The organism is Actinocrispum wychmicini (assembly GCF_004345645.1).
GTDB lineage: Bacteria > Actinomycetota > Actinomycetes > Mycobacteriales > Pseudonocardiaceae > Kibdelosporangium > Kibdelosporangium wychmicini.
Map to the genome: position 1 here is coordinate 206,643 of NZ_SLWS01000008.1, position 13,660 is coordinate 220,302.

Annotated in this window: 10 protein-coding genes; 8 read left to right on the forward strand and 2 right to left on the reverse strand. The window is 68.1% G+C overall.

Annotated features, from left to right (window positions below; all coding sequences use genetic code 11):
* Positions 1–86: 86 nt before the first annotated feature.
* Positions 87–1,373 carry an aspartate aminotransferase family protein gene (locus tag EV192_RS33860; RefSeq protein WP_132122672.1) on the forward strand — a complete coding sequence of 429 codons (1,287 nt, stop codon included), beginning with the start codon at positions 87–89 and terminating at the stop codon, positions 1,371–1,373.
* Here the strand turns inward: EV192_RS33860 and EV192_RS33865 are convergent.
* Positions 1,350–3,359 carry an NACHT domain-containing protein gene (locus EV192_RS33865; RefSeq protein WP_165960766.1) on the reverse strand — a complete coding sequence of 670 codons (2,010 nt, stop codon included), beginning with the start codon at positions 3,357–3,359 and terminating at the stop codon, positions 1,350–1,352. The two genes, EV192_RS33860 and EV192_RS33865, sit on opposite strands and share 24 nt — an antisense overlap.
* Positions 3,360–3,487: 128 nt before the next feature.
* Here EV192_RS33865 and EV192_RS33870 point away from each other — a divergent pair, with 128 nt between their 5' ends.
* Positions 3,488–4,036, forward strand: coding sequence for a DUF3558 domain-containing protein (locus EV192_RS33870; protein WP_132122674.1), 549 nt, complete (start codon positions 3,488–3,490; stop codon positions 4,034–4,036).
* On the opposite strand, the gene EV192_RS33875 is transcribed toward EV192_RS33870, so the two are convergent.
* Positions 4,033–5,568 (reverse strand): Na+/H+ antiporter, encoded by a 1,536-nt coding sequence (locus EV192_RS33875; protein WP_132122675.1) that lies wholly within the window; start codon positions 5,566–5,568, stop codon positions 4,033–4,035. The genes EV192_RS33870 and EV192_RS33875 overlap by 4 nt on opposite strands.
* A gap of 401 nt (positions 5,569–5,969) precedes the next feature.
* Here EV192_RS33875 and kdpF point away from each other — a divergent pair, with 401 nt between their 5' ends.
* From kdpF to EV192_RS33905, 6 genes are read left to right on the forward strand one after another with little or no spacing between them, the layout of a single operon-like run.
* Positions 5,970–6,071: a K(+)-transporting ATPase subunit F gene (gene kdpF / locus EV192_RS33880; RefSeq protein WP_132122676.1), complete on the forward strand. Its 102-nt coding sequence runs from the start codon at positions 5,970–5,972 to the stop codon at positions 6,069–6,071.
* The gene (gene kdpA / locus EV192_RS33885) at positions 6,071–7,729 is read left to right on the forward strand and encodes a potassium-transporting ATPase subunit KdpA (RefSeq protein ID WP_132122677.1); all 1,659 of its coding nucleotides are present in this window, start codon (positions 6,071–6,073) and stop codon (positions 7,727–7,729) included. Before kdpF ends, kdpA begins: the two co-directional genes overlap by 1 nt.
* The gene (kdpB, locus tag EV192_RS33890) at positions 7,726–9,822 is read left to right on the forward strand and encodes a potassium-transporting ATPase subunit KdpB (protein ID WP_132122678.1); all 2,097 of its coding nucleotides are present in this window, start codon (positions 7,726–7,728) and stop codon (positions 9,820–9,822) included. The genes kdpA and kdpB overlap by 4 nt, the downstream gene beginning before the upstream one ends.
* Positions 9,823–9,827: 5 nt before the next feature.
* Entirely contained in the window at positions 9,828–10,433 is a 606-nt protein-coding gene (locus tag EV192_RS33895) for a potassium-transporting ATPase subunit C (protein ID WP_132122679.1), read from the forward strand.
* A 31-nt stretch (positions 10,434–10,464) separates the two neighbouring features.
* Positions 10,465–12,963: a sensor histidine kinase gene (locus EV192_RS33900; RefSeq protein ID WP_132122680.1), complete on the forward strand. Its 2,499-nt coding sequence runs from the start codon at positions 10,465–10,467 to the stop codon at positions 12,961–12,963.
* Positions 12,960–13,652, forward strand: a complete 693-nt coding sequence (locus tag EV192_RS33905) for a response regulator (RefSeq protein ID WP_132122681.1) — start codon at positions 12,960–12,962, stop codon at positions 13,650–13,652. Before EV192_RS33900 ends, EV192_RS33905 begins: the two co-directional genes overlap by 4 nt.
* The last annotated feature ends 8 nt before the right edge of the window (positions 13,653–13,660 follow it).

Consider the following 13,660-nt stretch of genomic DNA (forward strand, 5'->3'; position numbering starts at 1 on the left):
CAGTTTACTCGATCAGACGTCGACTATGTTGACAGGTCCGTCACTATCATAGACGCTAGTTCCAGTTTCCTGGACGAGGAGTGGGCATGCGTGACGAGCGAGAGCGGTTCCTGATCCGCTATGCCGGTGACTTCGCGCCGTTCGTGGTCGAGAAGGCCGAGGGCGCCTGGGTGCTGACCACGGAGGGGCAGCGCGTCCTGGACTTCACGTCCGGCCAGATCAGCTCCACCCTCGGGCACAACCACCCCAGGATCGTCGAGGCGATCGAACGGTCCTTACGCACCGGCATCCACCTCAACTCCTGGATGGTCAACGAGGACGTCCTGGAACTCGCCCGCCGGCTGGCCGAGCTCCTGCCCGACCCGCTGGAACGCTCGATCCTGCTGAACACCGGCTCGGAGACCAACGAGGTGGCGCTGCGCCTGGCCAAGGCGTTCACCGGCAAGTTCGAGGTGGTCGGCCTCACCCGCAGCTTCCACGGCCTGCTGGCCGGCACCAACTCGGTGACGTTCTCCATGGGCCACAAGGGAAACGGCCCGCTGATGCCGGGCAGCTTCGCGATCCCGGCGCCGTACGAGTACCGCTGCCCGATCCGGCACTGCGTGCGGAGATGCGACATGACGTGCCTGGACGTCGGCTTCGAGATCGTGGACCAGGCGTCGGTCGGCTCGCTGGCCGCGATGGTGGTCGAGCCGGTGCTGTCCACCGGCGGGATCATCCCGCTGCCCGAGGGCTACCTGAGCGCGGCCAAGCGGAAGTGCGCGGAACGGGACATGCTGCTGATCGTCGACGAGGCCCAGACCGGCCTCGGCCGGGTCGGCTCGATGTTCGCCTTCGAGCAGGACGACGTGGTGCCCGACATTCTGACTGTCTCCAAGACCCTCGGCGGCGGCGTCCCGCTGGGCGCCACGATCACCAGCGCCGAGATCGAACAGAAAGCCGTGGACAACGGATTCCTGCACATCACCACGCACGTCTCCGACCCGATGCCGGCCGCGGCCGGCCTGGCCGTGCTGGACGTGATCGCCGAGGAGAACCTCGTGGGCCGCGCCCAGGACATGGGCCGGTACCTGACCGACCGGCTGGGCGAACTGCGGGACAAGTACGACCAGATCGGCGACATCCGCGGCCGCGGCCTGCTGGTCGGCCTGGAACTCGTGACCGACAAGGAAACCAGGGAGCCGGCCAACGACCTGGGCGCCGCCGTCACCGCGGAGTGCCTGCGACTGGGCCTGTCCATGAACATCGTCAAGGGCGACGGCTCGCAGCGCAACTGCCTCCGTCTCGCGCCACCGCTGACGATCACGACCGACGAGATCGACATCGCGATCGACATCCTGGACACCGCCCTACGGACCTGCCTGGGAGCCTGATCGGGCCAGATACGCCTGGAGCCGTTGGTGCCGGAACTGGTACGCGCCCCCTGACTGCCGAAGCACGCCGAGCCGGTGCGCGTCACCGAGAAAACGCATGAGCCGCCAGGGAAGCCTGCCGGTCACAGCCAGCCAGGTCCGCGCCAGGAGCCAGGGACCCCACAGTGTGCCGATCTGGATCCAGCCCACCAGGCCAAGCGGTCCGCTGATCAGCAAGGGAAGCCACGGCATGTGGTGGACCGCCACCATGAACGACACGCCGTAGGCCGGTTCGATCCCCGCCCACACCGCGAGCCAAAGAGGCGCGGTCCCGCCGAATCCGACGAGAATTCCTTCCGAGATCGCGGTCCGGCGATCGTGCGAAAGGAGGCTCCCGGGACTCAGCGCCTCAGTGACCTGGATCGGGCTGTTGAGCGCCGCCGTGAGAGCGCCCACGAACCAGAGACCCAAGGCGGCGGCGAATCCCACGGCCGCGCCGACGCTGGCGCCGACCACACCGCTGAACATGCCGATGATGGTTCCGGCGAATGACCATCCTGTCATCCAGATCGCGCCGGCCTTGCTCGAGAACGCGATCCGAACCCGCCCGGCGATCTCCCGCGACCGGCCCTTGAGCTTGATCTTGGTCCGACGCGGTGTCTGCCGGTTCAACAGAGCGTTCGCTACTGCCATGCCCGCGGTCGCGGCGAGGCTCAGGCCGAGCCCGATGCTCACGAGCAACCAGGTGCCGTCGAAGTCACCCAGGTTACGGACAAACAACCACGCGGACAGCGAAAAGACGGCCAGGATCAGGGCCACGACGAGCCCACTGAGCACGCCGACCGCCGAGCGGCGGACCATGCTGGCCATTCGCCACCATTCGAAGTCGAGTGTCTCCCGGCGGGTCATCGCCTCGGCGAGGAAGCGAAGCCAGCGGAGCGCGTCCTCGCGTCGCCAACGTCGTGCACCTTCGAGTCGTACGTCCTGTGGGGCGTCCGAGTACAGCGCGGGGATGAACCCGGCCAGCAATCGGTCCTCCAGATCGGTCTCGCGCTGGACGAACAGGTCCATCGGGTCCGCGTCGGTGTCGCTGTAGATCGTCCGGGCCAGGGCCACCATCAGCGGGGTCCGCAGCACGGTCGCCACCGGGTCGTCTGCCTCGCGCAGGCGGTCCAGGACGGGATGCCACTTGGTCTGCCGGTCGGGCCGGGTGATCGTGTTGGGCAGGTACTTGGCGAGGTCGTCGAGAGTCAGGTCGCTGAGCCGGATCACCGCCGCTCGGCCGAGGGTGCCGGCCTGGTGGATCGCTTCGGCGTACTCGCTGGCGCGGCTGGTGAGCAGGAGCTGGTGGCTGTGGTCCAGGTCCGCGTTGATCATCCGGACGGCCTGGGCCCGCAGTCGCTCCGCGATCTCGTCGAAGCCGTCGAGGACGAACAGGATCCGCCCGCTGTCCACCAGCCGGGCCGCCGACCCGGCCAGCCTGGGGTGGTTGGTGACAAGCTGCGCCGTAGCCCATCGGCGGAACGAGACCGCGGCCGGATCCCACGAGCCCACAGGGAAGATCATCGGGACAGGGCGCCCGCGTGTCCGTCGGCGCAGCAACGTCAGGGCGAACCGCAACGTCAGGATCGACTTGCCGGCGCCGGCGTCGCCCAGGACCACCAACCGCCCGGACGGCACCCGCGCGAACACGTCCACGATCTCGTCGACCTGGCCGGTCTGCCCGCCCAGGTCGACCGGTTCGGGCGGGTCGGGGGTGCCGTGAATGCTCGCCCAACTGGCGGACAGCTCCGCGTCGGCGGTCCACCGGATCGGGATCGGGAACGGGTCGTGCACCCGCCTGATCCGTTCCTCCACCGCCCACTGCCGGTAGACGGCGGTGGCCAGGTCATCCAGTTCGTCCTCAGGCCCGGTCCGGATGTGGATCCCGCCGTGGACCGTCCCCGCCTGCACCACCGGGGACTGGAACGTGCCCTCGATCCGGTTGGCCCGAGCCTCGTCCGCCACTCTGTTGATTCTGGCCAAACAGGACATCGGGCGGGATACTTCCGGCCTCGTGTCACCCGTCCGGCGCACGAGTTCATCTGCACGTGACACGCCCGCGAATATCCTGCCTTTGACGGAAGGGGAACCGGATGCGGTGGGCGGTGTTCGCGTGCGTGCTCTTGTTGGCAGCGTGTACGACATCGCAGACCGGAAGCGCGGGATTATCCAGTTCGTCCCGTCTGTCGCCGCCCGTGCTGGTTCCGCTGGATGCCTCGCGGTTCGTCGGCGCGCCCTGCACTTTGTTGAAGTCCAGCCAGCCTGTGACGCACGACGTGATCGCCGGCACCGCGGCCGGGAGCACCTGCACTTGGCAAGGCGCGAAACCCCGGTATCCGACGTACACGGCGACTGTGGACACCACGTCCGGCGGGCTGGAAACCTTGTACCGCAACCGATCCACACTGAAATTCTTCGAACCGACCGAGATCGGCGGCTTCCCGGCGGTGCACACGGATCCGCAGGCGGCCGCCGCCGACCATGGCCGCTGCACGTTGACCATGGGCGTCGCCGACGACTCGGTGATCACCGTCGTCTCGACGGCCACGGATCCCAAGAGCACCAACTACAGTTCGCCCTGCACGGACGCGGACGCGTTGGCACACGCCATCATCGCGACCATCAAGAGCGGCAACGCCTAGTCGTCGCCGAGGCCGGCGTGTTCGAGGTCCAGGAGGCGTTGGATTCGTCGACGGGTGGTGTCGGTGATCACCCCGGTGTCGTACAGACGGGTGAGTTCCACGCCTTCCCTGTGCAGCAGTTCTCGCCGTAGCCGGAAATAGGCCGCGCCCGCTGAACTGTCCGGGTCCGCCGCGTCCTGGTTCTTGATCCGGTCGATTCTGGCCTGCCAACTGTGTCGGAGCTGGTCGACGGCGAATTCCGGGGCTGATTCGGTTTCGGCGAGGTGTTCCAGGTGGGCGAGCCCGGTCTGGGCGAGGTGCAGCCGGGCCCGCTGGTGTTCCTGGCGGACGCTGGACGGGTCCAGGGCGATCCCGGCGCGGCCGACCAGGGGCGCCAGCGTGAACCCCTGCACGACCAGCGTCACCACGATCACCGCGGTGGTCAGCAGGAGGACCATGTTCCGGTCGGGGAACGCCAGCGGGATGGACAGCGCCGCCGCGAGCGGGACGACACCCCGGGCGCCGGCCCACGACACCACCGCCGGGACCCGCCACGAGGGGCGACTGCCACGCCGGCGTTGCAGGATGGCCGACAGCGGGAACACCCACAGCAGCCGGACCACGATCAGGGTGGCCGCGATCGCCAGCGCGTACAGCGGCCACTTGCTGTCGACGTCAGCGAGCTGGTGGATCAACGCCGGGAGTTGCAGCCCGATCAGCCCGAACACCACGCTTTCGAGCAGGAACACGACGGTCTCGTACACCGCGCCGAGCTGCAGCCGGATATGTGACGTCGTGAGCCGCGTGGCCTGCGTACCGAGCACGACGCTGGCGACCACGACGGCGGTCACACCGGACGCGCTGATGGACTCCGCGAGGACGTATCCCGCGTACGGCGTGACGAGCGCCACGACCGTCTCCAGTACGGGGTCCTCGGTCCGTTGCCGAATGAGGTACGCCCCTAGCGCGACGAATGCCCCTACAAGCACGCCACCGACCGCGAGCATCGCGAACTCGCTGACGGTGTGCCGCCACGACACCGAGACCGTGATCGCCATCGACAACGCGACCCGGAACAGCAGCAGGCTGGTCGCGTCGTTGAAAAGGCTCTCGGCCTGCACGAGCGCCTGCACCCGCGGCGGCAACGACAGGCGACGCGCGAGCGCGGAGACGGCTACCGGGTCCGTGCTCGCGAGCACCGCGCCCAAGACGAACGCCACACCAATGGGCAACGGCGTGAGCCATACGGCCACCGCGCAGACCGCGGCGGCGGAAACCACAACGAGGCCCACGGCCAGTACGGCCACAGGACGCCACACGGCACGCAGGTCACGCCAGGGAAGTTCCTCACCGGCGGCGAACAAAAGGGGCGGCAGGACGACCAGGCTCACCACTTCGGGTGTGATCGCGATCGCAGGCACACCGGGCACCAGGCCCACCGCCACACCGGCGACCACGAGCAACGAGGGCGCCGGCACCCGCAGTCTTCGGGCGAACGTGGCGACGACCGTGGCCAGCACCACCAGGAACAGCACTGTCTCGACCCCACGCATGACTGGCGACCTCCCACGTTGACCATGAGTGCCGACCAGACTTCCCGGCGCGCCGCGCATCACCTTACGTCAACAAAGCGTCAAGACGCACAGCAGCGCGCCACAGTCCGTTTCGGACAGTGGGGTGTGTCCGGCTCGTCACTGGTGGTAGCGGAGCGTCGCCGAATCGGTCGATCCCCGATCGGGGCACATCAGTATCGCGTCAATGCGCCGTCAGCAGGCGTCAAGAGCCCATCAGACAGCCACTCTCCGTCGCGCCGGTGATGCAAGCTCAGGCGAGTCACCGCCCCGGGTGACCGAGTCCGTGGAGAGGGAGCAGGTATGGCCGACTTGGCCTATGCCCTGTTGGTGATCGGCATATTCGTGGTTCTCGCGTTGACCCTGCGCGGTTTGGAGAAGTTGTGAGTGGTACGGGCGCCGTGGCCAACATCGTCGCCGGTGTGCTGGCCCTGGCCTTACTTGTGTACTTGTTCATCGCGCTGATCCGACCGGAGAAGTTCTGATGTCATCGACGTGGGCCGGCCTCGCGCAGGTCGGCCTCCTCCTGCTCGCCCTCGCGGTGGTGTACAAGCCACTGGGCGACTACATGGCCCGGGTGTTCACCCGGGAGAAGCACTCCCGGGTGGAGGCGGCCGTCTACAAGGTCGTCCGGGTGGATCCGAACTCCGAGCAGCACTGGAAGACCTACGCCTCCGCGGTGCTGGGGTTCTCGTTCGTCTCGATCCTGCTGCTGTACCTGATCCAACGGCTGCAACCGTTGATGCCGTGGAGTTACGGCCGCACGGTCAACGAAGGCACCTCGTTCAACACCGCGATCAGCTTCGTCACCAACACGAACTGGCAGTCGTACTACCCCGAGACGACCATGGGCCACTTCACCCAGATGATCGGCCTCACGGTGCAGAACTTCGTGTCCGCCGGGGTGGGGCTGGCGGTGGCGATCGCGTTGATCCGGGGGTTCACCCGGTCGAAGACCGACCGGCTGGGCAACTTCTGGGTGGACCTGACCAGGGGCACGTTCCGGATCCTGCTGCCGATCTCGTTCCTGTTCGCGATCGTGCTGGTGGCGCTGGGTACGGTGCAGAGCCTGAAGTCCGGTGTGGACGTGACCAACCTGGACGGTTCGACGTCGACCATCCCGATCGCGCCGGCCGCGTCCCAGGAGGTCATCAAGGAGCTGGGCACGAACGGCGGCGGGATCTTCAACGCGAACTCCTCGCATCCGTTCGAGAACCCGAACTCGTGGTCGAACCTGGTCGAGATCTTCCTGATCCTGCTCATCCCGGTGTCGCTGACCCGCACGTTCGGCGTGCTGGTGAAGAGCAAGAAGCAGGGCTACGTCCTGCTGAGCGTGATGGGCGCGCTGTGGGCGGGTGTGCTGGCGATCATCTGGTGGGCCGAGTCGCACCCGAACGGGCCGGTCGCGATCCTGGCCGGTGGCCAGATGGAAGGCAAGGAGACCCGGTTCGGGATCGCCGCGTCGTCGCTGTTCGCGGACACTACGACGGGCACGTCGACCGGTGCGATCAACGCGGCGCACGACAGCCTCAGCGGCCTTGGTGGGTTCGGCACGTTGCTCAACATGATGTTCGGTGAGCTGTCGCCTGGCGGTGTCGGCACCGGGATGTACAGCATCCTGGTGATGGCGATCATCGCGATGTTCCTGGCCGGGCTGATGGTCGGCCGTACGCCGGAGTATCTGGGCAAGAAGCTGGGCAAACGCGAGGTCACCTGCGCGGCGATCGCGATCCTGGCGATGCCGACCGTGGTGTTGCTCGGTACGGGTGGCGCGTTGATGATCTCGGACAACTTGGGCGCGTTGAACAATCCAGGGGCGCACGGCTTCTCCGAAGTGCTGTACGCCTATACGTCGGCGTCCAACAACAACGGCAGTGCGTTCGCCGGAATCACGGTCACCAACGACTGGTTCCAGTCCACTTTGGGCGTGTGTATGGCGTTGGGCCGGTTCATCCCGATCATCGCGGTGCTGTGTCTGGCCGGTTCGTTGGCGGCACAGAAGAAGGTGCCTGAGACCGCGGGCACCCTGCCCACGACGAGCCCGCTGTTCGCGAGCATGCTCGCCGGCACGGTCGTCCTCGTCGCGGCACTGACGTTCATCCCGGCTCTGGCCCTGGGGCCGATTGCGGAGGCTTTGGCATGACCAGCGTGAAAACTCCGGTGCGTGGCCCGGAGCAGGAGACTCGGCACCACGTGGAGAACGCGGGCCGGATCAGCGCGGGGGTGTTCAACCCACGGCAGTTGCTGACCTCGCTGCCGGACGCGTTACGGAAACTCAGCCCGCGCCACCAGATGCGCAACCCCGTGATGATGGTGGTGTGGGTCGGGTCGGTGCTGTCCACGGTGTTCGCGATCGGTTCGCCGGGTGTGTTCACCATCGGCACGGCGTTGTGGCTGTGGTTCACGGTCCTGTTCGCGAACTTGGCCGAGGCGGTGGCCGAAGGACGCGGTAAGGCGCAGGCGGAGACCTTGCGCCGGTCCAAGAAGGAGACCGTCGCCCGCCGGCTGCGCAAGGATGGCAGCGAGGAGAGTGTTCCCGGGGTCGAGTTGACCATCGGTGACCTGGTGGTCGTCGAGGCCGGCGAGGTGATCCCCGGTGACGGCGACGTCATCGAGGGCATCGCGACGGTGGACGAGTCGGCCATCACGGGCGAGTCGGCGCCGGTGATCCGCGAGTCCGGCGGTGACCGGTCGGCGGTCACGGGCGGCACGACCGTGCTGTCCGACCGGATCGTGGTGCGGATCTCGACCAAGCCCGGTGAGTCCTTTGTGGACCGTATGATCGCCTTGGTGGAAGGCGCCGAACGGCAGAAGACGCCGAACGAGATCGCGTTGACGATCCTGCTGTCCACGTTGACGATCATCTTCCTGCTCGCGGTGGTCGCGCTGCAGCCGATGGCCCGTTACTCGGGGTCGCTGCAGTCGGTGATCGTGTTGACCGCGTTGCTGGTGTGCCTGATTCCGACCACGATCGGGGCGTTGCTGTCCGCGATCGGCATCGCGGGCATGGACCGGTTGGTGCAACGCAACGTCCTGGCCACTTCGGGCCGTGCGGTCGAAGCCGCGGGTGACGTGAGTACGTTGCTGCTGGACAAGACCGGCACGATCACCTTCGGCAACCGGCAGGCGACCGAGCTGATCCCGGTCGGCACGTCCACAGTGGAGGACCTGGCGGTCGCGGCCCGGCTGTCCAGCCTCGCCGACGGCACGCCCGAAGGCCGCAGCATCGTCGACCTGTGCGCCCGCCAGTACGGGCTGTCCGCGGAGCCCACCGACCACGAGAAGACCGCCGAGTTCGTGCCGTTCACCGCGCAGACCCGGATGAGCGGCATCGACCTGGACGGCCGGACCGTGCGCAAGGGCGCCGCCAGCGCGGTCCGGGCGTGGGTGGAGGAACAGGGCGGCCGGGTGCCCGAAGAGGTGCACACCACCGTCGACAAGATCAGTGGCGAAGGCGGCACCCCCCTTGTGGTGGCCGAGTACGCGAACGGCATCGCGTTGGTGCGTGGCGTGATCCGGCTGTCGGACGTGGTCAAGCCCGGCATGCGGGAGCGGTTCGACGAACTGCGCACGATGGGCATCAAGACGGTCATGATCACCGGGGACAACCCGTTGACCGCCAAGGCCATCGCGGAAGAGGCCGGGGTGGACGACTTCCTGGCCGAGGCCAAGCCCGAGGACAAGATGGCCCTGATCCGCAAGGAGCAGGAGGGCGGCCGGCTGGTCGCGATGACCGGTGACGGCACCAACGACGCGCCCGCGCTGGCCCAGGCGGACGTCGGGGTGGCAATGAACACCGGCACCATGGCGGCCAAGGAGGCCGGGAACATGGTGGACCTGGACTCCAACCCGACGAAGCTGATCGAGATCGTCGAGATCGGCAAGCAGCTGCTGATCACCCGGGGTGCGTTGACCACGTTCTCGATCGCCAACGACCTGGCCAAGTACTTCGCGATCCTGCCGGCCATGTTCGCCGGCATCTATCCGGCGCTGGGCAAGCTGAACATCATGGCGCTGCACTCGCCGGCGTCGGCGATCCTGTCCGCGGTGATCTTCAACGCGTTGATCATCGTGGCGTTGATCCCGTTGGCACTGCGGGGTGTGCGGTACCGGCCGTCGAGCGCGCGGTCGCTGCTGCGGCGCAACCTGTTGGTGTACGGGATAGGCGGGATCATCACGCCGTTCATCGGCATCTGGCTGATCGACCTGCTCGTCCGACTGATTCCGGGAATGTGACAACGATGGTGAAGCAAACACTCGCCGGCCTGCGGATCCTGCTGGTGATGACGGTCGTCCTCGGGGTTCTGTACCCCCTGGGGGTATGGCTGGTCAGCCGGATCCCGGGCCTGGAGGCCAACGCCGAAGGCTCGGTCGTCAGCCAGAACGGCCAGCCGGTCGGCTCCGCGCTGATCGGGATCGACCCGCAGGCCAAGGACCCGGACCACGACCCGTACTTCCACACCCGACCCTCCGCGCTGGCGAAGGACCCGTTGGGACAGGCGGACCTGTCCACGCCCTCAGGCGCGTCGAACAAGGGCATGGACAACGCGGACTACCTGGCCATCGTCCAGCAGCGTAAGGACGGGGTCGCCAAGCGGGAGGGGGTGGACCCGGCGCAGGTGCCGGTGGACGCCGTCACCGCGTCCGGTTCGGGCCTGGACCCGCAGATCAGTCCGGCGTACGCGCAACTGCAGGTCCCGCGGGTGGCCAGGGTGACGGGCGTGTCCGAGCAACGGCTGCGGGAACTGGTCGAGGCCAACACCATCGGCCGTGGGCTGGGCGTGCTCGGTGATCCCGGGGTCAACGTGCTGAAGCTCAACCTGGCGGTGCAGGCAGAGAAACACTGAGATGTCGACGCAGACGGCCGCGGGACGGGTCATGGACGGCAGACGCCGCCGGGGCGAGCTTCGGATCTACCTCGGTGCCGCCCCGGGTGTGGGGAAGACCTTCGCCATGCTCGGGGAGGCGCGGCGGCGCCAGGAACGCGGCACCGACGTCGTGGCCGGGTTCGTCGAGACCCACGGCCGGGCCAAGACCGCGGAACTGCTCGACGGGCTGGAAGCGGTGCCGCGCAGGCACATGTGGCACCGCGGGCTCGAGTTCGAGGAGATGGACGTCGACCGCGTCCTGGCGCGAAAGCCGGAGATCGTGATCGTCGACGAGCTGGCGCACACCAACGTCCCCGGCTCGCGCAACGCCAAGCGGTGGGAGGACGTCGAAGAGCTGCTCGAAGCGGGCATCGACGTCCTGTCCACAGTGAACGTCCAGCACCTTGAGTCACTGAACGACGTGGTGGAGCGGATCACCGGGACCCAGCAGCACGAGACCGTCCCGGACGAGGTGGTCCGCCAGGCCGACCAGATCGAACTGATCGACATCACCCCGGAGGCGCTGCGCCGCCGCCTCGCGCACGGCAACGTCTACCCCGCCCACCGGATCGACGCCGCACTGGGCAACTACTTCCGGCCAGGCAACCTCACCGCGTTGCGTGAGCTGGCCCTGCTGTGGGTCGCCGACCAGGTCGATGTGGCCCTCCAGCGCTACCGGGTCGAGAAGGACATCACCGACACGTGGGAAGCCCGGGAACGAGTCGTGGTCGCGATCAGCGGCGGCAACGAAAGCGAGACGCTGATCCGCCGCGGCAGCCGGATCGCCGCCCGTGCCGGCGCTGAACTGCTTGTGCTGCAAGTGTTGCGTGGCGACGGCCTGGCGAGCGCCTCGCCTCAGTCCGTGGCCCGGTACCGCAAGCTGGCCCGTGACCTCGGCGCCACGTTCCACACCGTCGTCGGGGACGACGTTCCCACCTCGTTGCTCGACTTCGCGCGCGGAGTCAACGCCACCCAGCTCGTCCTCGGGACCTCGCGGCGAACCCGCTTCGCGCGTCTGTTCGACGAGGGCATCAGCGCGTCCGTCGTCCAGCGATCCGGGCCGATCGACGTGCACATGGTCACGCACGGCGAAACCAGCGGCCGGTTGCGGGCCACGTTGTTCACCCGCAGTTCGCTGCCGCGCCGCCGCAAGGCCATCGGCTGGCTGCTCGCGTTGATGCTGCCCGCGCTGGCGACCGTGATCGGCGCCGTGCTGCGGCAGGACCTGGCCGTGTCCACGGACGTGATCGACTACTTCCTGGCCACGATCGTGGTCGCGCTGGTCGGCGGTCTCGGGCCGGCGCTGATCGCGTCGGTGTTGAGCGGGTTGCTGCTCAACTACTATTTCGTGCCGCCCATTTATTCGCTGACGATCGCCGAACCGGAGAACCTGGTCACGCTGATCATCATGGTGGTCGTCGCGATCCTGGTGTCGCTGGTGGTGGACCGGGCCGTCCGGCGGGCCCAGCAGGCGGCACGGGCCCGGACCGAGGCGGCGTTGCTGGCGTCCTACTCGCGGACCGTGCTGTCCCACGACCGGCCCTTGGACCGGCTGCTGGCGAAGGTCAAGGAGAACTTCGGGCTGACCTCGGTGTCCCTGCTGGAAAAACAAGGCGAGTGGACCGTGGTCGCCTGCACCGGCGACGACCCGTGCCGGGAGCCGGGCGACGCGGACGTGAACATCCCGGTGAACGCGGAGGTCCACCTGGCGTTGCGGGGCCGGACGTTGCCCGCCGCCGACCGGCGGGTGCTGGAGGCCGCAGCCGGGCAGGCGCTGTTGGCGTTGCGGCAGCAGCGGATGGCGACCCAGACGATCGCGGCCGAGCGGAAAGCCGCGACGACCGAGCTGCGCACGGCCCTGCTGTCGGCCGTCGGCCACGACCTGCGGACCCCGCTGACGTCGATCAAGGCCGCCGCGGGCAGCCTGCGCGCACCCGACCTCGAACTGTCCGAAGAGGACACGGCGGAACTGTTGGCGACCGTGGAGGAGTCCGCCGACCGGCTCACCGGCCTGGTGGACAACCTGCTGGACTCGTCCCGGCTGGCCACCGGCGCCGTCGAGCCGGTGCTGCTGCCCGTCGGGTACGACGAGGTGGTCGGCTGGGCACTCGCCGGACTGGACGGACGCAACCAGGTCACCGTCGCCATCGCCGAGCACCTCCCGGACGTGTTGGCCGACGCCGGGCTGCTGGAACGGGTGGTGGCCAACGTCGTCGACAACGCCGTACGGCACGGCAACAGCGGCGTGACCGTCCGGGCGAGCACGCACGCCGACCAGGTCGAACTACGCGTCGTCGACCATGGACCAGGCGTGCCGCGCGGCGCCGAGGACACCTCGCTGTTCACCCCGTTCCAGCGGCTCGGCGACCGGGACGCCACCCCGGGGGTCGGCCTCGGCCTGTCCGTGGCCAAGGGGTTCACCGAGGCGATGGGCGGCACGATCCGGGCCGAGGACACCCCGGGCGGCGGCCTCACCGTGGTCATCTCGTTCCCAGCGGAGCACAGATGACCAGGATCCTGGTAGTCGAAGACGAGACGCAGATCGCGACCGCGCTGCGGATCAACCTCGTCGCCCGTGGCTACCAGGTGATCACCGTGCACGACGGCAGGTCCGCGCTCACGGCCGCCGCCGACTCCGCCCCCGACGCGGTCCTGCTCGACCTGATCCTGCCTGACATCGACGGCACCCAGGTGATCACCGCGCTGCGCGGCTGGACGCACATACCCATCATCGTGCTGTCCGCGCGAACCGACGCGAGCAGCAAGATCGGCGCGCTGGACGCGGGCGCCGACGACTACGTCACCAAGCCGTTCGGCATGGACGAGCTGATGGCCCGCGTCCGGGCCGCGCTGCGCCGGGCCAACGCCGGCCAGCACGTCGAGGAGGACCTCGTCGTGGACACCGAGTCGTTCACGGTCAACCTGGCGGCGAAGAAGATCCGGCGCGGCAGCACCGAGGTCCACCTGACCCCCACCGAGTGGGCGATCCTGGAGATGCTGATCCGCCACCAGGGCCGGCTGGTCACCCAGCGGCAGCTGCTGGAGGCGGTCTGGGGCCCGGACCACGTGCACCACGCGCACTACCTGCGGGTGTACGTCGGGCAACTGCGCAAGAAACTGGAAGAGAACCCCGCCGAGCCACGCCACTTCATCACCGAGCCAGGCACCGGCTACCGCTTCCAACCCACCTACCGGTAAATCGCCGT

Coding starts and splice junctions, on each gene's coding strand:
- EV192_RS33860 (WP_132122672.1), top strand. CDS start 87: ATGCGTGACGAGCGAGAGCGGTTCCTGATCCGCTATGCCGGTGACTTC.
- EV192_RS33870 (WP_132122674.1), top strand. CDS start 3,488: ATGCGGTGGGCGGTGTTCGCGTGCGTGCTCTTGTTGGCAGCGTGTACG.
- EV192_RS33875 (WP_132122675.1), bottom strand. CDS start 5,568: ATGCGTGGGGTCGAGACAGTGCTGTTCCTGGTGGTGCTGGCCACGGTC.
- kdpA (WP_132122677.1), top strand. CDS start 6,071: ATGTCATCGACGTGGGCCGGCCTCGCGCAGGTCGGCCTCCTCCTGCTC.
- kdpB (WP_132122678.1), top strand. CDS start 7,726: ATGACCAGCGTGAAAACTCCGGTGCGTGGCCCGGAGCAGGAGACTCGG.
- EV192_RS33895 (WP_132122679.1), top strand. CDS start 9,828: ATGGTGAAGCAAACACTCGCCGGCCTGCGGATCCTGCTGGTGATGACG.
- EV192_RS33900 (WP_132122680.1), top strand. CDS start 10,465: ATGGACGGCAGACGCCGCCGGGGCGAGCTTCGGATCTACCTCGGTGCC.
- EV192_RS33905 (WP_132122681.1), top strand. CDS start 12,960: ATGACCAGGATCCTGGTAGTCGAAGACGAGACGCAGATCGCGACCGCG.